This is a genomic window from Exiguobacterium sp. s40 (assembly GCF_018617905.1).
In the GTDB taxonomy this organism is placed as follows: domain Bacteria; phylum Bacillota; class Bacilli; order Exiguobacteriales; family Exiguobacteriaceae; genus Exiguobacterium; species Exiguobacterium mexicanum_A.
The window spans coordinates 215,111-234,745 of record NZ_JACSLC010000004.1; the positions used below are offsets into that span (position 1 = coordinate 215,111).

Annotated in this window: 23 protein-coding genes; 22 read left to right on the plus strand and 1 reads right to left on the minus strand. The window is 55.3% G+C overall.

Annotated features, from left to right (window positions below; translation table 11 throughout):
* Window position 1: 1 nt before the first annotated feature.
* From KNP02_RS05705 to KNP02_RS05775, 15 genes are all read left to right on the plus strand, one after another.
* Window positions 2-964, plus strand: a complete 963-nt coding sequence (locus KNP02_RS05705) for a polyprenyl synthetase family protein (RefSeq protein ID WP_214707502.1) — start codon at window positions 2-4, stop codon at window positions 962-964.
* Window positions 965-1,055: 91 nt separating this feature from the next.
* Window positions 1,056-1,472 (plus strand): nucleoside-diphosphate kinase, encoded by a 417-nt coding sequence (gene ndk, locus KNP02_RS05710; protein WP_034777324.1) that lies wholly within the window; start codon window positions 1,056-1,058, stop codon window positions 1,470-1,472.
* A 117-nt stretch (window positions 1,473-1,589) separates the two neighbouring features.
* Complete coding sequence (locus tag KNP02_RS05715) at window positions 1,590-2,369, plus strand: CheR family methyltransferase (RefSeq protein ID WP_214707540.1); 780 nt, start codon at window positions 1,590-1,592, stop codon at window positions 2,367-2,369.
* A gap of 10 nt (window positions 2,370-2,379) precedes the next feature.
* Entirely contained in the window at window positions 2,380-3,540 is a 1,161-nt protein-coding gene (aroC, locus tag KNP02_RS05720) for a chorismate synthase (protein WP_214707504.1), read from the plus strand.
* Window positions 3,534-4,580, plus strand: coding sequence for a 3-dehydroquinate synthase (locus KNP02_RS05725; RefSeq protein ID WP_214707506.1), 1,047 nt, complete (start codon window positions 3,534-3,536; stop codon window positions 4,578-4,580). The genes aroC and KNP02_RS05725 overlap by 7 nt, the downstream gene beginning before the upstream one ends.
* Window position 4,581: 1 nt before the next feature.
* Window positions 4,582-5,832 (plus strand): 3-phosphoshikimate 1-carboxyvinyltransferase, encoded by a 1,251-nt coding sequence (gene aroA / locus KNP02_RS05730; protein WP_214707508.1) that lies wholly within the window; start codon window positions 4,582-4,584, stop codon window positions 5,830-5,832.
* Window positions 5,833-5,868: 36 nt separating this feature from the next.
* On the plus strand, window positions 5,869-7,140 hold the full coding sequence (locus KNP02_RS05735) for a tetratricopeptide repeat protein (RefSeq protein WP_214707510.1): 1,272 nt from the start codon (window positions 5,869-5,871) through the stop codon (window positions 7,138-7,140).
* Between the two features lie 24 nt (window positions 7,141-7,164).
* On the plus strand, window positions 7,165-7,698 hold the full coding sequence (locus tag KNP02_RS05740; RefSeq protein WP_034777333.1) for a ReoY family proteolytic degradation factor: 534 nt from the start codon (window positions 7,165-7,167) through the stop codon (window positions 7,696-7,698).
* 165 nt (window positions 7,699-7,863) lie between these two features.
* The gene (locus KNP02_RS05745; RefSeq protein ID WP_214707512.1) at window positions 7,864-8,304 is read left to right on the plus strand and encodes a DUF2487 family protein; all 441 of its coding nucleotides are present in this window, start codon (window positions 7,864-7,866) and stop codon (window positions 8,302-8,304) included.
* A 110-nt stretch (window positions 8,305-8,414) separates the two neighbouring features.
* The gene (locus KNP02_RS05750) at window positions 8,415-8,918 is read left to right on the plus strand and encodes a QcrA and Rieske domain-containing protein (RefSeq protein ID WP_021067208.1); all 504 of its coding nucleotides are present in this window, start codon (window positions 8,415-8,417) and stop codon (window positions 8,916-8,918) included.
* Window positions 8,919-8,933: 15 nt separating this feature from the next.
* The gene (gene qcrB / locus KNP02_RS05755; protein WP_021067209.1) at window positions 8,934-9,605 is read left to right on the plus strand and encodes a menaquinol-cytochrome c reductase cytochrome b subunit; all 672 of its coding nucleotides are present in this window, start codon (window positions 8,934-8,936) and stop codon (window positions 9,603-9,605) included.
* A gap of 33 nt (window positions 9,606-9,638) precedes the next feature.
* The gene (locus KNP02_RS05760) at window positions 9,639-10,433 is read left to right on the plus strand and encodes a menaquinol-cytochrome c reductase cytochrome b/c subunit (protein ID WP_214707514.1); all 795 of its coding nucleotides are present in this window, start codon (window positions 9,639-9,641) and stop codon (window positions 10,431-10,433) included.
* Window positions 10,434-10,531: 98 nt separating this feature from the next.
* Complete coding sequence (locus KNP02_RS05765; protein WP_214707516.1) at window positions 10,532-11,146, plus strand: DUF1405 domain-containing protein; 615 nt, start codon at window positions 10,532-10,534, stop codon at window positions 11,144-11,146.
* Between the two features lie 38 nt (window positions 11,147-11,184).
* Window positions 11,185-11,868: a zinc metallopeptidase gene (locus tag KNP02_RS05770; RefSeq protein WP_138859558.1), complete on the plus strand. Its 684-nt coding sequence runs from the start codon at window positions 11,185-11,187 to the stop codon at window positions 11,866-11,868.
* A 60-nt stretch (window positions 11,869-11,928) separates the two neighbouring features.
* Complete coding sequence (locus KNP02_RS05775; RefSeq protein WP_214707518.1) at window positions 11,929-12,396, plus strand: GreA/GreB family elongation factor; 468 nt, start codon at window positions 11,929-11,931, stop codon at window positions 12,394-12,396.
* A 46-nt stretch (window positions 12,397-12,442) separates the two neighbouring features.
* On the opposite strand, the gene KNP02_RS05780 is transcribed toward KNP02_RS05775, so the two are convergent.
* Complete coding sequence (locus tag KNP02_RS05780) at window positions 12,443-13,318, minus strand: YitT family protein (protein ID WP_138859556.1); 876 nt, start codon at window positions 13,316-13,318, stop codon at window positions 12,443-12,445.
* Window positions 13,319-13,429: 111 nt separating this feature from the next.
* On the opposite strand from KNP02_RS05780, the gene bshB1 reads away from it, so the two are divergent.
* The 7 genes from bshB1 to panD all read left to right on the plus strand — a co-directional run bounded on the left by bshB1 (window position 13,430) and on the right by panD (window position 19,573).
* The gene (gene bshB1, locus KNP02_RS05785) at window positions 13,430-14,113 is read left to right on the plus strand and encodes a bacillithiol biosynthesis deacetylase BshB1 (RefSeq protein WP_138859555.1); all 684 of its coding nucleotides are present in this window, start codon (window positions 13,430-13,432) and stop codon (window positions 14,111-14,113) included.
* Window positions 14,110-15,231, plus strand: a complete 1,122-nt coding sequence (gene bshA / locus KNP02_RS05790) for an N-acetyl-alpha-D-glucosaminyl L-malate synthase BshA (protein WP_034777340.1) — start codon at window positions 14,110-14,112, stop codon at window positions 15,229-15,231. The genes bshB1 and bshA overlap by 4 nt, the downstream gene beginning before the upstream one ends.
* A complete protein-coding gene (locus KNP02_RS05795) occupies window positions 15,228-16,367 on the plus strand; it encodes a CCA tRNA nucleotidyltransferase (RefSeq protein WP_214707519.1) in 1,140 nt (379 codons plus the stop codon). The genes bshA and KNP02_RS05795 overlap by 4 nt, the downstream gene beginning before the upstream one ends.
* Window positions 16,340-17,302, plus strand: a complete 963-nt coding sequence (locus KNP02_RS05800; RefSeq protein WP_214707521.1) for a biotin--[acetyl-CoA-carboxylase] ligase — start codon at window positions 16,340-16,342, stop codon at window positions 17,300-17,302. Before KNP02_RS05795 ends, KNP02_RS05800 begins: the two co-directional genes overlap by 28 nt.
* 218 nt (window positions 17,303-17,520) lie before the next feature.
* Window positions 17,521-18,357, plus strand: coding sequence for a 3-methyl-2-oxobutanoate hydroxymethyltransferase (gene panB, locus KNP02_RS05805; protein WP_214707523.1), 837 nt, complete (start codon window positions 17,521-17,523; stop codon window positions 18,355-18,357).
* Window positions 18,354-19,184, plus strand: coding sequence for a pantoate--beta-alanine ligase (panC, locus tag KNP02_RS05810; protein WP_214707525.1), 831 nt, complete (start codon window positions 18,354-18,356; stop codon window positions 19,182-19,184). The genes panB and panC overlap by 4 nt, the downstream gene beginning before the upstream one ends.
* Before the next feature lie 5 nt (window positions 19,185-19,189).
* Window positions 19,190-19,573 (plus strand): aspartate 1-decarboxylase, encoded by a 384-nt coding sequence (gene panD / locus KNP02_RS05815; RefSeq protein WP_021067221.1) that lies wholly within the window; start codon window positions 19,190-19,192, stop codon window positions 19,571-19,573.
* The last annotated feature ends 62 nt before the right edge of the window (window positions 19,574-19,635 follow it).

The window sequence follows — 19,635 nt, forward strand, 5'->3', positions numbered from 1 at the left end:
GATGTCTTTGAAGCGACTTTATCGCCACATGAACCGAGAGATTGAACAGATTGACCGGTTCTTGTCGACGCGAGTCCAAACCGATCATCCGGTCATCGAAGCGGCTTCGAAACAACTGTTAGACGCGGGCGGGAAGCGGATTCGGCCGGCGTTCGTCCTGCTTAGCGCCGGATTCGGACAGACGAAAGACATCCGATTGACGAAAGTGGCGGCGAGTCTAGAATTGATTCATATGGCCTCGCTCGTTCATGACGACGTCATCGATGACGCCACATTGCGCCGCGGCAAACCGACCGTCATGGAACGTTACGATGAACGGGTTGCGATGTACACCGGTAATACGTTGTTCGGTGAAGCGATTCGGCTCGTCTCTGAGATCGATTCCCCAGACGTGATGCAAATCATGGCTGATACGATGGAACTGATCTGTGTCGGGGAGATCAATCAAATCCAAGATCAATATGACTGGGCCCAGTCTCCGAAACGATATCTCGACCGCATCGCCCGCAAGACGGCGCTGTTGATCGAGACGAGTTGTGTGGCTGGTGCCGTCGTCTCGGGAGCCTCTCCTGACGTTGTCAAACAGCTGCGGTTGTTCGGCTATGATATCGGGATGGCGTTTCAAATGACGGACGACTTGCTCGACTTCACCGCAAAAAGTTTCCAACTCGGAAAACCGGTCGGTGAAGATTTGAAACACGGCCATAAAACGCTACCGCTCTTCTATTCAGCGGAAAATCCGGAATTTTTCGATCGGTTGCAACAAGTCAGTCATTCGTCTGATTATGCTTTGACGCACACGCTCGTTCGTGAAGTGCAACGCAACGGGACGCTCGAGCGGAGCCAACGGACGATCGACCGTTATGTGAACCGGGCGATCCGACGTCTTGACGGGTTACCGGACGTGGTCGACAAACGCTCCCTCATCGAGATTGCCGAGTACATCGGGAAACGAAAATGGTAATCGGCACCTTGTAAACCCTTTCAATAATGGTGATGACCGTGTAAACTAATAACGTACATGGTACACATATCGATTTAGGGGGATTAGGGGAATGGAAAAAACATTTTTAATGGTGAAACCGGATGGCGTGAAACGTGGATTGATTGGGGAAATCATCTCGCGCTTCGAACAAAAAGGCTATACGTTGAATCGTCTTGAATTGTTGACACCATCAGTGGAAGTTGCACAATCGCATTATGCGGAACATAAGGAAAAGCCGTTCTTTGGAGAGCTAGTCGACTTTTTAACGTCTGGTCCTGTTGTGGCGATGGAATGGGAAGGCGAGAATATCGTCGCCGTCTCTCGGTTGATGATCGGGAAGACGAACCCGCTTGACGCACAACCTGGAACGATTCGTGGCGACTTGGCCTCGACGATGTCACAAAACGTCATCCATGGTTCAGATAGCGTGGAGAGCGCAGAGCGTGAATTGTCACTCTGGTTCGCCACTGAAGCATCACACGTTTGATGACGATAAAAGGGACGGGGGCCTCCTGTCCCTTTTTATATTGGGATTGAAGCGCTTTCGCTTGTTTTGGCACGACATGATCTAGGAGAAGAGAAAGAATTGAGGTTGGAACTGGTGATAAATGATTATGCCATCTTCGTTAAAAAGTTTTATTTGAAGTCAGGGATCGACTTGAATTTATATAAAGAGGCTCAGATGAAGCGGCGGATGATCGCGCTTCGTGAGAAGAAAGGGTATGCCACGTTCATCGAGTATTTCAAAGCGATGGAAGCGGATCGAGGATTGTACGATGAATTTTTAGACCGCATGACGATCAACGTGAGTGAATTTTACCGGAACCCGGTCCGTTGGCAGCAACTAGAGACGGACATTTTGCCGGAACTCATCCGTAAGAGCCAGGGCAAGTTGCGCGTCTGGAGCGCGGCGTGCTCGACGGGTGAAGAACCGTATTCGTTGGCGATGCTGTTATCGAAACATTTGTCACCCGCACAGTTCACAATCACGGCGACGGACCTAGATGACGTGGTGATCGAAAAAGCGAAACAAGGCAAGTATCATGAGCGGGCGCTCGTCGACTTGCCATCAGAGTTTCGGCAGCGTTACTTCACCCGCCGTGGAGATGACTATTACATCACAGAAGACATCAAAAAATTAGTGACGTTCAAAAAACATAACTTGTTGGCCGACGTGTACGAGCGGAATTTTGATTTGATCGTCTGTCGCAACGTCTTGATTTATTTCACCGAGGAAGCGAAAGAGAAAGTTTATACATCGTTCCACCGATCGCTCCGACCAGGCGGTGTCCTCTTCGTCGGAGGGACCGAGCAGATCTTTCAACCGAAGCGATACGGCTACAAGATGAAGCAGAGCTTCTTCTACGAAAAATTTGAAGAATGAGGTGGCAGCTATGCGTTATTTGACGGCAGGAGAATCGCACGGGCCTGGACTTTCAATCATCATCGAGGGTGTGCCGGCCGGGCTTGAGGTCGATGTGCAAGCCATCAATGCGGAACTCGCGAAACGGCAGTCCGGCTACGGCCGCGGCCGCCGCATGCAAATTGAATCAGACCGAATCGAGGTGAGGGCCGGTATTCGTCACGGGGTGACGACAGGGGCCCCTATTTCGTTCTGGATCGAGAACAAGGACCATACTCATTGGCGGAACGTCATGCAGGCCGAACCGATCGATGCGGACGTGGAAATCAAACGCCGCGTCGTCCGCCCGCGACCAGGACATGCGGACCTCGTCGGCGGCTTGAAATACGACCATCGTGACCTGCGAGACGTCCTCGAACGCTCGAGCGCACGTGAGACGGCCGCCCGGGTCGCCGTCGGCGCCCTGAGCAAGCAACTGCTCGCTGCGGTCGGCATGTCACTCGTGAGCTATGTCAAAGTGATCGGCGGTGTCACGGCCGAGACATCATACGAGTCGCTCGACACGTTACACGCCGCGATTGAGGCGTCGCCGGTCCGGACGATGGATGAGGCGGCAGGTCAGGCGATGATGAATCGAATCGACGAGGCGAAAGCTGCCGGTGATTCGCTCGGCGGTGTCGTCTGTACGGAAGTGCATGGCGTCATCCCAGGCCTCGGGTCGTATGTCCAATACGACCGAAAACTCGACGCGGCCATCGCCCGAGCCGTCATGAGCGTCAACGCGATTAAAGGGGTCGCGTTCGGGGATGGGTTCGAGATGGCGTATCGACCAGGCTCTGAAGTCATGGACCCGATCGCCTATGGCCCGGACGGTTATACGCGGCTGAGCAACCATCTCGGTGGCTTCGAAGGCGGGATGACGACGGGCATGCCGATCGTCTGTACGGCTGTGATGAAGCCAATCCCGACGCTATATAAACCGCTCCAATCCGTCGATATCGATACGAAAGAACCGTTTCTCGCACAAATCGAACGGAGTGACGCCTGTGCCGTCCCGGCCGCCTCGCTCGTCGTCGAGGCCGTCGTCGCGTTTGAGCTCGCCCGCGAGTTATGCGAGACGTTCGGACATGACACGGTCAACCGGATCCAGTCACGTGTCGCCGCATACCGAGAGGAGATTCGGACGTGGTGACGCTCCATGTGAACGCCTCGACCCCGTACGACGTCACAATTGAACGAGGGGACGCCTGGCTCGACCGCGTCCCTTACTTCTCGTGCTCCACCGTCTGGGTGGTCACAGATGAGACGGTCGACCGGTTGCACGGAAGTGAGTTCCGGGACCGGCTCGAGCATAAACATCGGAACGTCGTCTGGTCGATCGTCCGCCCGGGTGACGGCTCGAAGTCGCTCGACACGATCGAACGGCTCGTCACGGACGGATTGACGGGCGGTTGTGACCGGGATACGCTCGTCGTGGCATTCGGAGGTGGCATGGTCGGGGATTTAGCCGGCTTTTTAGCGAGCGTCTATATGCGCGGTGTGCGTTACATACAAGTGCCGACGACGATTCTCGCGCATGACTCGGCCGTCGGCGGGAAAGTGGCGGTGAACCATCCGTTCGCGAAAAATGCGATCGGTGCCTTCTATCAACCGGCGGGCGTCCACTATAACGTGGACCGTCTCGAGACGTTGTCCGCGAGGGACGTCTTGAGCGGGCTCGGTGAATTGATTAAGCACGCCTATCTGTCACGTTACGTCCTCGGTCACTCGTTTGAGACCGAGTTGTTCACAGCTTTGGCACAAGGGCCGCTCGATTGGGAAACGTGGCTCGCACGAGGAATCGAAGTGAAGCGATTAGTCGTCGAGGCCGATGAACGCGAACAAGGCGTGAGGGCGTGGCTGAATTTCGGTCATACGTTCGGCCATGCGTTAGAGTCGGCTGAGGCATACCGGTTGTCGCACGGGGAAGCGATTCTCTACGGGATGGTGTACGCCTTCCTCGTCTCCGGCGACGAGGAACGGGCCGAAACCCTCGCTTCATTCATGAGGCGGGAAGGCATCACAACGGTCAACTGGCAATCGTTTGACACGTATCTCGCAGGCATGGGACACGATAAAAAGAATCGGGACGGGCAGATCCGTTTCGTCCTGCTCGACGCTGAGGTGACCGTTGCGAGCGTCACGGCCGAGCGACTCACTGGAGCGTTCCATCAAATGAAAGGGTGGTTTTGACATGGGATTGAATGGATTCATACGGGTACCGAGTGACAAGTCGATCACGCATCGCGCTCTCTTGTTCGGGGCCGTGGCGACGGGGGAGACGACGATTTATGATCCACTCCTTGGCGAGGATTGCCGGTCGACGCTCGAGGCGATCCGGCGATTAGGAGCGGACGTCATCGAAGAGCCGGACCGTCTCCTCATCACGGGGGCGAAGACGCTCACATCGGCCGAACTCGATTGCGGGAACTCGGGCACGACGATGCGTCTTTTGACAGGGCTTCTCGCGGGTTACGATGGGGAGTTCACGCTTACCGGAGACGCCTCGCTCTCAAAACGTCCGATGCGTCGGGTGACGGACCCGCTCCGACAAATGGGCGCGGACCTCGACGGGAAGTTCGCCCCGATCCAAATTCACGGCCGGACGCTGGCGGGCATCGATTACACGTTGCCTGTCGCGAGCGCGCAAGTGAAGTCAGCGGTCCTGCTTGCGGGACTTCGTGCGACCGGACCGACAATCGTGCGCGAGCCCGTCTTATCGCGGGACCATACGGAACGCATGCTGCCTTTGTTCAGTGGGCAATTGGACATCACGGCAGAGGACGGTGTCCGAACGATCCGGTTAGCTCCATCCGTGCTCAAGGGGGCCACGGTGGCCGTTCCGGCCGATCCATCTTCGGCTGCCTTTTGGTGGGCCGGGGCGGCGCTCGTCCCGGGCAGTCGCGTCACGACGACCGACGTCTGTTTGAACGAGACACGAATCGGATTTTTACGTACGCTCGAACGGATGGGTGTGAAGACGGAAGTGACGAACGTTCGTTTGCTCGGGGAAGAGTCGGTCGGCGACGTGACAGTGTCGACGAGTACACTTCACGGCATCCGCTTGGACGGGGATGCCATCCCGCACCAAATTGATGAATTGCCGTTGTTCGCTCTCGTCGCGTCGCAAGCGACGAGTCCGTCATCGGTCCGGGACGCGGGCGAACTCCGAGTGAAAGAGACGGACCGGATTCAGACGGTCGTGCACGAACTTTCGGCACTCGGGGTCGATGTGCGCGAAACCGAGGACGGATTTGACGTCTATCCGAGCCGGTTGCACGGGGGTCATGTCTCCTCGCACGGGGATCATCGCTTGGCGATGATGCTCCAAATCGCAGACTTATTGACGACGGACCGTGTGACGATTGAACATGTTGAGGCAGCTGATATAAGTTACCCACGATTCCGTGACGATTTACAACGCCTCGGCCGTGAGATAGAATAACGTCAATACGAGTAGCCGGTAGGAGGAATTATAAACATGTTAGACGAAATAGAATTGAATCATATTATTGAGATGCTCGAGAAAGGTGAGACCGAGCATGCCCTCATGCATCTCGAGTCGCTCGAGAAGGAAGGGTCGGACGAAGACCGTCTGGCCATCGCCGACATCTACCTCGAACTCGGGCTCGCCGATCGGGCCGTGAACGTACTCGCGGCACTCTACGTCGACTACGCGGGCAATCCGCACGTCGCCTTGTCACTCGCCGAGGCTTACTTGGACAGCGACCGGGAAGAAGAGGCGATCGCCGTCCTCGAAAAGATTGATACGACAGACAAGGAAGCGCATATGCGCAGCCTCGTCTTGCTCGCTGATCTCTATCAATCTCAAGGGTTGGATGAGGTCGCGGTGAAGAAATTGATGGAGGCGCTTGAGGCGAATCCAGACGAACCGCTCCTCATCTATGGCCTAGCCGAGTTGTATGCGTCGATCGGTTCATTCGAACAGGCGGTCCCGCTCTATGCCCGTCTGCCGCACTTGAGCTTGCCGGAAGAACTCGACTATCAGGCGGACTACGCCGAGGCGCTGACGATGATCGGCTCGTTCGAAGAGGCGCTCAATGAGTATGAGAAAGCAAACGACCGCAACTTGAATACCGTGTTCGGTCACGCGATGACCGCCCATCGCATCGGTCGCGATGAAATCGCCGTGAAGCAGTTCGAGTCACTCCGGGCGATGGACCCGGACTTCACGTCGCTCTACTTGCCTTATACGGAAGCGCTCGACGCGCTCGGCCGCTTCGAAGAGGCATTGGATGTGATCGATCAGGGAATCGACCGTGACGACTACAACGACGAGTTGCGGACGGTGAAGGCGAAGCTGTTCTTGAAGCAAGGGCGGACGGACGAGGCGGTCACGGAACTCCGGGAAGCGCTCGCGCTAAACCCGGAATCGCTCCAGGCGACCGAGCTCCTCTTATCTGTCTTATTCGAATCGGGTGACATGGAGGCCGTCCTCGAGACGATCGACACGCTCGAAGAGCATTCGACGTCTCCGCTCATGACCTGGTACAAAGCGAAGGCGGCCTATGAACTCGAGGACTACGATCAAGCCGTCACGTTATACGGGTCGATCGAGCAAGTTTATAAAGAGGACGTGTCATTTGCCATCGAATGGGCTACACTATTGATAGAAGAAGGACAGCGTGCCGAAGCGCAACGAGTGCTCGAGCAAACGCTTGCGCTCACCGTCGATGTCGACGACCGCCAAGTTCTGGAGGAGCGGCTCGAACGGTTGACGGACCACGATTAATCGATACAAAGGAGATGGGGTCATATGGTCGAGCGGAAAAAGATGTTCTTAAAGCGATTCCTCGCTCATCATACGCTTCGCAAACGAGAAGCCAAGTGGATTATCGACTACTGGCTCAGACATCCAGAAAAACTCGGGAACGTTCATTTCGTCACGAACGCCTCGGTCTCACCGCGTAGCCTGATCATGACGGCGTACGGTTTTGACGGGGAACCGTTCCGTTACCGCCGGGGTGACCTCATCACGGTCAATCCCGAGAAGGCGTATCACGACATCCGGCTCCATGACGGCGCCATCTACGTGGAGCTCAACTTCCAAGGGATGATGATCGACGAAATGTGGATCGACATCGTTGAATTGAACCCGTTCGAACCCGTGGCCGAACTTAAGGATGAAGTGACGACGTCCGCGCAAACGGTCATCCGGGCCTCGGTCGCCCAGTTCGAGGAAGAACGTCTGCTCGTCGAAATCGACAAGGCGCTCGACCGGCGTGACGAGAAATTGTTCCGCAATTTGACGAGTCAGCTGCATCAAGTGCGAGCCTCAAAATTATTTTAATAAAAACAAGCGCTTCCGTTATGGTCGGCGCTTGTTTTTTGGTATATTAATGACGTAGGAATACACAATAATTTCACATTTCGTTCATAAGTTTCGCATAGGGAACGTTTGTAGGTACGCTACAATGGACATGATGATGTATGTCTGGAGGAGAGGAGGAGGAAGATGAGGTTCGATGGCATAGACGCGATGAAATCGCTGACAGAACGCCAATACGTCGACACGCTCGTCGTCCCACTCGTCGAACTGGCGTTTGATGAGGACATGGTGCGTAAAGCCGAAGGGAACGAAGTCATTCAGGCGGTGGCACTTGAGACCGAACGGCAACTGTCGGGACGGACGATGCTCAGCCCGACACTTAGTTACGTCGACGTGGACGCTGGCCGGGCGACGGCAGAAGCGGTACTCACGAAAGCGGTGTCCTCTGGGTTTTCCCACGTGTTGTTCATCTCCTCGGATTTGCGTTTCAAAGGGTCTGAACTGCCGATTATGTTTGTTCCGCCGCTTGCTTTAAAAGGCATGTCCGGCGAGCAGTCGCACACGATGGTTCAAAATTTTGCGACGCAAGTCATTACCGAGCTTTCGAGCCGTTGGATGGCGACATGAAGCGGTTGACGTGGAGGTTTTATTGATATACTATTTTGTTGAGTGAGAAATTTTTGTGAAGAATGCATAAAGAATTATGGGGTTATGCACACGAATGAGGGGGGAACGAAATGGCTCAAAATGGGTCAAAAGTCACACGCCGTCAGTTCTTAACGTATACGTTGACTGGTGTAGGTGGCTTTATGGCGGCAACATTGATCAGTCCGATGGTCAACTTTGCGATCGATCCGGTCTTAAAAAAATCGGGAGCGGGCGATAAAGTAAAAGTCATCAGTCTCGACGACATCACGACTGAGCCGCAACGTGTCGACTTTAAGAAACAAACGCAAGATGCTTGGTATGAATTTGAAGAAACGCTTTCGGCGTGGGTATTTAAAGATGAGAGCGGCGAGATCATCGCCTTGTCTCCAATTTGTACGCACCTCGGCTGTCAAGTAGGATATGGTGGAGACCCGACTCGACCGACAGAGTTCTTCTGCCCGTGTCACTTCGGTCGCTATGAGAAAGATGGAACGAACATTCCTGGTACGCCTCCGACTGCACCACTTGCACGCTACGAAAAAGAAGAAAAAGACGGCTTCCTATACTTGGGCAGTCCAGTCGCACAGTTGTGAGAGGGGGAATAGTCGATGTTACAAAAAATTTATGATTGGGTCGATGAACGCGTCGACATCACGCCGTTATGGCGCGACATCGCTGACCATGAAGTTCCAGAACACGTCAACCCTGCCCATCACTTTTCAGCATTTGTTTATTGCTTCGGCGGTCTGACGTTCTTCACGATCGTGATTCAAATTCTGTCAGGGATGTTCTTGACGATGTACTACGTACCAGACATCATCAACGCGCACGCGTCGGTGTATTATTTACAAAACGAGATCGCACATGGACAAATCGTTCGTGGGATGCACCACTGGGGCGCATCGGTCGCCATCGTCATGTTGTTCTTACATACGCTCCGCGTATTCTTTACCGGATCGTATAAGAAACCGCGCGAACTCAACTGGGTCGTCGGTGTTCTCTTGTTCTTCGTCGTCTTGGCGCTCGGTCTTACAGGGTACTTGTTGCCGTGGGATATGAAAGCGTTGTTCGCGACGAAAGTTACGCTTCAAATTGCCGAGAGTGTCCCGGTCATTGGTGGCATTGCCAAGACGCTTCTCGCCGGTGGTGAGATCGTCGGCGCACGGACGCTCACGAACTTCTTCGCCATTCACGTCTTCTTCTTACCGGCGGCCTTGTTCGGACTCCTCGGAGCCCACTTCTTGATGATTCGTAAACAAGGGATTTCAGGACCGCTATAAGCCGATTCGAAGATATAAAGGGGGAGAAACGATATGCATCGCGGTAAAGGGATGAAATTTGTAACCGACTCTCGAGTAGGAATCTCGAATCGGAAACAAAATATTGCAAAAGACTATTCTGAATACCCAGGACGCACTGAGGCGTTCTGGCCGAACTTCTTGTTGAAAGAGTGGATGGTCGGTTCGGTCTTCTTGATCGGGTTCATCGCCTTGACGATCGTCGAGGCACCACCGCTCCAAAACATCGCCGATCCAACGAACACGTCTTACATTCCGTTACCGGACTGGTATTTCTTGTTCTTGTATCAATTGCTCAAGTATCAGTTCGCAGCAGGGGATTGGATCTTGCTTGGGACGGTCATCTTGCCAGGGGTCGCTTTCACGGCGCTCTTGATCGCACCATGGCTCGACCAAGGACTTGAACGCCGTCCGGCGAAACGTCCGGTCGCCATCAGCTTCATGTTGCTCGGCGTGTTGTCGATTTTCTACTTGACGTGGGAATCGGTTCAAACGACACACTGGGATCAAGTTCATGAACAAGGGATTTTGGAAGTTCCGGGCGAAGGTCCTGAAATCGATACGGCCGCACCTGGCTACGAGATTTACTCGGCTCAGTCATGTGTGAACTGTCACGGACAAAACCTCGAAGGCGGGGCAGCAGCTCCTGCACTCGTCGGCACACAGTATACGCCCGAAGAGATCGCAGATATCGCAGTCAACGGTGTCGGTACGATGCCAGCCGGTCAATGGGACGGTTCGGATGAAGACCTCCAAGCCATGTCTGAATTCATCGCGTCATACGGTGAAGGCGGCGAAAACAACCAATAATCGATTGGTTCAAGAAGCGTGGCCCGTTTAACGGGTCACGCTTCTTTTTACTTCGTCTCCGTTGCGCTACAATAGAGAAAAAAGGATGGAATACACGCATGATACATATGTTACGACCGATTCTCACTCATCGAATCGTCTTAGTGCTCTTGTTCATCATCAACTTGTTCGGTTCGATTTACGGGTACATCTGGTATGAGCCCCAGCTCCGTGACACGCCGCTCCTTTATTGGCCGTTCGTGCCGGACAGCCCGACGGCCTCGCTCTTCTTCACGATTGTGCTCGGCCTATGGCTCGCCGGAAAGAAGTCGCCGCTCATGGAGACGCTCGCCTTCGTGACGCTCATCAAGTATGGGGTGTGGGCCGTCATCATGAACCTCTTGTTCTTGCGGGAACTCGGACCGGACGCGGAGACGTTCACCGTGCTCATGGCGGTCATGCTGATGGTGTCGCACGGAGCGATGGCGTTCCAGGCGCTGTTGTATGCACCGTTCATGACATGGACGGTTCGTTCGTTCGTTTTGACGCTCGTCTGGGTCGTCCACAATGACGTCGTCGATTATGTGCTCGGCCAATGGCCGCGCTATCCGTCGCTCGCCGAGCATATCGCCTGGATCGGCTACGGTTCGTTCTGGTTGACGGGAATATGTTTTTTTATGGGATACCACCTCATCCTGCGCATTTCACTTGATAATAAGTTCATAAGAATGTAAAATCAGGGTATCAAATACACGCAGAGGTGATAGAGAACATGTCATTAGGTGGCTATATTTTCTATCTTGCACTGATTATGCTCATCCCATTATGGGCCCAGATGCGAGTGAAAAGTACGTACAAAAAATTTCTTCAACAACCGATTCAAAGCGGCGTCACCGGCGCCCAAGTCGCTGACTTCATCATGAAACAAAACGGCGTCAACAACGTCCGCATCGAGATGGTCGACGGACTGATGAGTGACCATTACGATCCGGTCAATAAAGTCGTCCGTCTCTCACGTGAAGTGTATCAAGGCTCGACAATCTCATCGGCTGCGATTGCGGCCCACGAGATCGGCCACGTCATTCAAGATGCGACCGACTATAAGATGATGCGTGTCCGCCACCGGCTCGTGCCGGTCGTGAACATCACGTCTAACTTGTCGTTCCCGCTTCTCTTAGGTGGTTTCTTGCTCGGCGCGATGGGCCTCGCCCAACTCGGTGTCATCATGATGCTCGGGGCGGTCGTGTTCCAACTCGTCACACTCCCAGTCGAATTCGATGCCTCGAAACGGGCCATGGCTGAACTGACGAGCCACGGAATCGTCACGGCAACCGAAGAGTCGGGTGCGCGCAAAGTGCTCAATGCGGCAGCATGGACGTACGTGGCGGCAACGCTCGTCGCCGTCGCCGAATTGATCCGCTTGGCACTCATCGTCTTCATGCCACGTGATGAGTAGAATCAACGGTCCCGTCCACGTGACGGGACTTTTTTTATCATGTTTGGAAAGGGGACCGAGATGTCAAAACCACAGTTGACGAAGGCGGGTCGTCTGCGTCTGATCGAACAACTCGAGACGCTTCGCATCGAGGGTCGGCGTGAAGCGCTCGAACGTGTCAAAGCGGCCCGGAAATTTTGTGACTTTCGAGAAGATGTGACGTATTTTGACGCAGTGCGTGAACAAGAGCGCATCGAGACGAAAATCAGCGAACTAGAGCGGACGCTCGCCGCTGCCGTCGTCGTGGAAGAGGAAGCGACTGCCGGAGAGGTTGGATTCGGCGACACGGTGACGTTGCGAGAACTGCCGGATGGTGACACCGAGACGTACCAAATCGTCGGCGAGCTCGAGGCTGATCTGGCAAACGGGTCGATCTCCGCGACGTCACCGCTCGGTAGCGGTTTGATGGGAGCTGCCGTCGGTCAAACCGTCTCCATCGCTTCACCGGGCGGCACGCTCACGTTTGAGATTGTCCGCATCGAACGATAATGAAACAACGCCCCGTTCATTCGAATGGGGCGTTGTGCGTCGTGACTTATTTCAAAGGAATCCGGTTCTCATCGAACGTGAAGCCTTCACCACCGACCTCATAGACGTGGTGGAACGTGACGAAGGCGTGCGGGTCGATCTGTTTGACGATCGTTTTCAACCGGTTCACTTCGTTCCGCCCGACGACGACGTAGAGGACTTCAAGTTCCTTGTTCGAATAGCCGCCTTTGGCGAGAAGACGGGTCGTCCCGCGGTTCATCGTGGCGTGGATGCCGTCGGCGATGGCCGTGCGATGGTCGCTGATGATCATGGCGGCCTTCCCGGCATATGTCCCTTCCTGCATCGAGTCGATGACGCGGGCCCCGATATAGACGGCGAGGAGCGTATACATCGCCTCGCGAATATCGAGATACGTCAAACTGAGGACGATGACGAAAAAGTCGAACACGAGGAACGTCTTGCCGATCGACCAGCCGACGTAACGTTGCACGAGCCGGGCAATGATGTCGACGCCTCCGGTCGTGCCGCCGTTATTGAAGATGATGCCGAGACCGACCCCGATGAACAGGCCGGCGAACAAACTCGCGAGCACCATGTCGTCCGTCAAATCGATGACGAGGTTTGAGTACTTGGCAATCAGGGCGTACCAGAGCGAGAAGCTGAACGTCCCGATGAGCGTGTAGATGAACGTCGTCCGCCCGAGCAGCTTATAGCTGACGAAGAAGAGCGGGATGTTGAGCGCCAAGTTCGTGATCGATGGCGACCAATCGAACAAGCCCCGCAGAATCAAGGTGATGCCTGTGAAGCCGCCTTCCGCCAAGTTGTTCTGGACGTTGAAGTGGTAGACACCGAACGCGAAAATAAAGGAACCAATCAAAATGAAGAATATATTGCGAAACCGAATCGGTAATTGTACCGTCATCTGGTTCACCTCCCATCTAGTAGCGTACTCGAAAAACCTCTCGATTGCCTACCCTGAACATATGACAATCGAGACGGAGTCCGATATACTTTTCACAGAAGAGGTGATTTTATGAAAATAGTAGCAATTGGGGCCCATCCGGACGACATTGAGATCGGCATCGCCGGTATGACCGCCCAATGGACCGAGGACGGGGTCGAAGTCCTATACGTCGATTTGACGAGAGCCGAACTGTCATCGAACGGGGACGTCGTCACCCGGGGGAAAGAAGCCGAGATGGCCGACCGTGTGCTCGGTATCCGGCGTGTGAACCTCGGTTTTCCGGACCGGGGTTTGACAGGGGACAATGAACAAGTCGAGGCGCTCGTCCGTTTGATTCGGACCGAACGTCCGACACATGTCTTTTATCCATACGGCGTCGACCGCCATCCTGACCATGGGGCTTGCGCCCGACTCGTCGAGGAGGCGCTCTTTAACGCGGGAATCCGTAAATTTATGCCGGACGTCGCCGCGTATCGACCGGCGAGCGTCTATCAATATATGATTAATGCCCATACGACGCCTGACGTCTGCATCGACATCACGGCGACGATTGAACATAAACTAAACGCTTTACGGGCTTATGCCAGTCAGTTCACACCGGTCGACGGTGTGGCGACACCGCTCACGGACGCCTATCTCGATCGGGTGTTGGCACGGGAACGGCATTTCGGCAGTTTGATTGGCACGGAGTACGCCGAAGGGCTCATGACGACCCGTCCGTACGTTGTCACGAAGGCGGGTGAGCTCGCATGAGACTACGCATCGGGGTCCTTTGTTATCCGTCGGTCGGAGGTTCGGGCATACTCGCCACCGAGCTCGGCATGAAACTCGCCGACCGGGGGCATGACGTTCATTTCATCACGTCGAGCATCCCGTTCCGACTGAACGCCTACCATCCGAATATCACGTTCCACCAAGTCGAGATCAACCAGTACTCGGTGTTCCGCTATCCGCCGTACGACATCACGCTCGCCTCGAAAATCGCGAGCGTCATCCAGGCGTTCGGTCTTGATGTCATTCATGCCCACTACGCGGTGCCGCACGCTGTCTGTGCCGCCCTCGGCCGCGAGATGGCCGGGACGAAGACGCCGATCGTGTCGACGCTCCACGGGACCGATATCACCGTGCTTGGGGAAGACGAAGAACTCAAGCCGGCCATCCTTTATGGGTTGCGCCAATCGAACGCGATCACGGCCGTCTCGGACAGCTTGAAACAAGAGACGCTCGAGCGGATCGGGTCCGATTTGTCGATTGACGTCATCCATAACTTTATCGATGAGGCCGTCTATCAACCGCAGGCCGATACATCGCTTCGCGAACGATACGGTTTATCGGAACAGGACCGGGTCGTCATCCATATCTCGAACTTCCGGCAAGTGAAGCGAATCGACCTCGTGCTCGAATCGTTCCAGCAGATGAACGTGCCGCACAAAAAACTGCTTCTCGTCGGTGACGGTCCGCTCATGGGAGCGATGCGCCGCCTCGTGAGCGAGATGGGGCTCGAAGAGCAAGTCATCTTCGCCGGGAAGCAAGAGCAAGTGGCGGCACTTCTATCGATGTGCGACGTCCATATCCTGTTGTCGGACAAAGAGGCGTTCGGCCTCGTCGCCCTCGAGGCGATGGCGACGGGTGTGCCGTCGGTCGTCAGCGATGCGGGCGGATTGCCGGAAGTCATCACCGACGGCGTGGAAGGGTTCGTCGTCAAACGCGGCGACGCGCCCGCGGCGACGAAAGCGCTCGAAGCGATCTTGCTCGACCACGAGCTCCATGCACGCTTCCGTGCGAACGGGCTCGAGCGGGCCAAACAGTTCGCCTCGGCCGATATCGTCACGGCGTATGAATCGCTTTATGAACAGGTGGTGGGACGATGACGGAATGGGAATACGCCAAACGAATCATCGAGACGATCAACGCCCACGGCGGCGAAGCGTACATCGTCGGGGGTGCCGTCCGTGACTATATGCTCGGTACGCTTCCGGATGATATCGATATCGCCACGTCGCTCTTCCCGGACGAAGTCATGCGCTTGTTCCCGAAATCGGTACCGACCGGGATTGACCACGGCACGGTGACGGTCATCCTCGACCATCATCCGTTCGAAGTGACGACGTTCCGCTCGGAAGGGACGTACTCGGACTCGAGACGACCCGACCATGTTTCGCTCGGCGTCTCGCTTGAAGAAGATATGAAACGGCGTGACTTCACCATGAACGCGATGGCGTTCCACGACGGCAACGTCGTCGACTTGTTCGGCGGACGGATGGACCTCGAGGCACGTGTCATTCGGACCGTCGGCAGCCCCTATGAACGCTTCAACGAGGACGCGCTCCGCATCATGCGGGCGTTCCGCTTCATGGCCCAACTCGATTTCCGGCTCGACGAAGACGTGCAACGGGCCTCACGCGAACTCGGCCACAAACTGCAAGACATCGCGATGGAACGGGTCGCCATCGAGTTCGAGAAGTTGATGGTGGGCCCGGCATACCGAAAGGCGCTCGCGACGATACTTGACCTCGGCATCCATCAATATTTGCCGAACGTCACGGAGACGCTCATCCGCCGTGTCATCGCCGACAAGCGGACCCCGGTCGACCCGGTCGGGGGGTGGGCGTTGTTCGTCTATTATGCTGACGCCACCGATTGGCTGACACCGTGGAAACGCTCGAACGCACTGAAGCGGGAGGCGGGCGTGCTCGCGCGTCTGTTCGACAGCGGGCTCGACACGTTCACCATCTATGAGACGACGCCGGAGACGCTAGCGACATACTTGCGGATGTCCGGACGAAGCGAGACGGCCGAACAGTTGAAGCGGCAGTTGCCGATCCAGTCGCGTCGGGAACTCCGATTCGATGGTCGCGATGCGCTACATCTCGGTGCCCGGGGACCGCTCATCAAACAGCTGCTCGCCCACGTTGAGCGGCTCGTGCTCATTGGCGAGCTCGCCAATGAGCCGGAATCGTTACGAAAGGAGGCCGAACAATGGCTTCGACACGCGGAAAAGTCTTAAATCTATTGCAGGACGGGGCCGTCTGGAGCGGTCAAGAGTTGGCCCGCCAATTAAATATTTCACGTACCGCTATTTGGAAGCATATCGAGACGTTAAAACAAGACGGGTATGCGATTGAAACGATTCCTCGAAAAGGGTATCAATTGTTCGGCCAGACCGACCGGCTCGATGAACCGGCGTTCGTATCGTTCCGAAAAGGGCGGTTCGGACAACTCGTCCATGCGTTTGAGCAAATCGACACGACCCAACGCATCGCTCATGAATTGGCGCAAAAGGGCGTCCTCGAAGGAACGCTCGTCATCAGCGAAGAGCAGACAGCGGGCCGAGGCCAACTCGGCCGGAACTGGTATAATCCGAGCCACGTCAATATCGCGGCGAGCGTGATTTTGCGGCCGGCGTTGCCGATTCGAGACGCCTCGAAGCTGACGCTCATGGCGGCGAGCGCGTTCGCGCGCGCCCTGCACGCGCAAGGCATCCCGGCCACCATCAAATGGCCGAACGACTTGTTGCTCAACGGGAAAAAAATCGGCGGCATCTTGACCGAGATGCAGACGGAGGGTGACCGGATTCAAGCCGTCATCCTCGGCTTCGGGATGAACGTCAACAGCGAGGTCATCCCGGAAGAGCTCGCGCATCGGGCAACATCGATCAAACTCGAGACGAATCAGACGCATCGCAGAAGCGAGCTGCTTGCCAACTTACTCGCCGAGCTTGAAAGCGAATATGACTTGTTCCTTGAGTCTGGGTTCGGCCCTGTGCGCAAGCATTGGCTCGAGCATGCCGCCTATCTGAACGAATCGATCACGTTGACGGCGTCAGGTAAGCCGAGGTATGGAACGATGCGCGGTATTTCGGAAGAAGGCGCACTCCTTTTGGAACAAGAAGGAATCATCGAGCCGATTTATTCGGCGGAGATCGCAGTTTGGAATGATTGATGGAAACGGGTTCGTGGTCTATAATGAATGTGCCGGACGCTATCGCTCGCGAAGTGTACCGGAACTGCAGACCGCCACTCTATATTTTGTCTGCCTTGATCATTTTGACAGGGACAGAAGGACACTCAACTACTTGAGATCGTTTTCGTGCGCCTTCTTACCATTCGTGTAGGAAGGCGTTTTTTGTAACCTGTCTCCACATTTAGGAGGAGAACCATATGCATACGATGACTTCGTTATTGAAGAAGATGAAGCAAGAAGAGAAATTGGTCATGTTGACGGCCTACGATTATCCGTCGGCGAAACTGGCCGAGGCAGCAGGGGTCGACATCATTTTAGTCGGGGACTCGCTCGGAATGGTCGTGCTCGGCTACGATTCGACGATTCCGGTGACGACCTCCGACATGGTGCACCATGCCAAGGCCGTGCGCCGCGGGGCACGGAACACGTTCGTCGTCGTCGATATGCCGTTCGCGACATACCATGGCGCCTTCGACCGCACGCTTCAAGCGGCCGCGACGTTGTTCCAAGACGGTCAGGCCGATGCCATCAAACTTGAAGGGGCCGGCGAGGTGCTCGAGACGATCGAACGTCTGACGAAAGTCGGTATGCCGTGTGTCGCCCACCTTGGCCTCACCCCACAATCGGTCGGTGTGCTTGAAGGCTATAAAGTACAAGGAAAATCGCTCGAGGATGCCGAACAGTTGATCGCCGACAGTCTCGAGGCCGAACGGGTCGGTGCGAAGATGCTCGTTCTCGAGTGTGTGCCGCACCAATTGGCCAATAAGATTGCCGAGGCACTTACAATCCCGGTCATCGGCATCGGTGCCGGTGCCGACGTGGACGGTCAAGTGCTCGTCTATCACGATATCTTGAAATATGGCGTCGACCGTCTGCCGAAGTTCGTCGAGGCGTATGCCGATGTGAACGAGGTCGCGACGACGGCAATCCGCAATTATGTCGAGGCGACGAAAGACGGCTCGTTCCCGCTCGAACGGCACACGTTCACGATGGATGAGTCGTTGCTCGACACGCTCTACGGGGGCAAGGCATGAACATCGTCACGACACCACATGACTTACAGAAACTGTTGAACGACGCCGGGACGATCGGTTTCGTCCCGACGATGGGTTATTTGCATGAAGGGCACCTCAGTCTCGTCGAGGCGGCCAAGTCAGAGAACGACCTCATCGTCATGAGCATCTTCGTCAACCCGACCCAGTTCGGTCCGAACGAGGACCTCGACCGCTATCCGCGTGATTTCGAGCGGGACGAGGCGCTCGCCCGCGAGGCGGGTGTCGACGTCTTGTTCTACCCGAACACGGAGACGATGTATCCGCTCGACATGGCTCGTGTCACGGTACGTACCGGCGCAGATGTTCTCTGCGGAGCGAGCCGGCCCGGTCATTTCGATGGCGTTTTGACCGTCGTGTCCAAGCTGTTCAACTTGGTCCGTCCGACGCGCGCTTATTTTGGTTTGAAGGACGCGCAACAAGTCGCCTTGATCGAAGGATACGTCCGTGACTATTTCGTCCCGGTCAAGATTCGACGCTGTCCAATCATCCGTGAAGAATCAGGTCTCGCCAAGTCGTCCCGGAACGTCTATTTGTCGGAGATGGAGAAGGCGGATGCGAGTGACATCAACCGTGCCTTGATCGAGGCGCGAGACGCCCTTGCGCAAGGTGAGACGATTCAAGATGTGAAAGCACATCTCGAGGAACGCCTGAAGAACGTCCCAAACAGTACGATCGACTATATCGAGATCAAAGACTACCCGACGTTGACCGAGGTGACCTCCGCGTCGACCGAACTATTGATTGCCGTAGCGGTGCAGTTCGAACGGGCCCGCTTGATTGATAATGTGATTTGGAAGAGAGGATGAATCCAATGATTCGAACATTTATGCACGCGAAACTACACAAAGCGACCGTCACCGAGGCGAACTTGCATTACGTCGGTTCAATCACAATCGATGAAGATTTGATGGACGCGGTCGGCATCATGGAAAACGAACATGTGCACATCACGAACAACCATAACGGAGCTCGTATCGAGACGTATGTCATCAAAGGAGAACGAGGTTCGGGTGTCGTCTGTCTGAACGGGGCAGCGGCCCGCCACTTCCAAGTCGGAGATGTCGTCATCATCATGGCGTACGGCCAAATGACGGCCGAGGAAGCGAAACAGCATCGTCCGAAAGTCGCCGTCTTGAACGAACGGAACGAGATCGATCAACTTCTTTATGAAGAGATCGCCCATACGATTCTATGACACGAGCGGGGATGTCCGATAGAGGCATCCCCGTTTTTTCGTGTATCGTTCTATGGTAAGAT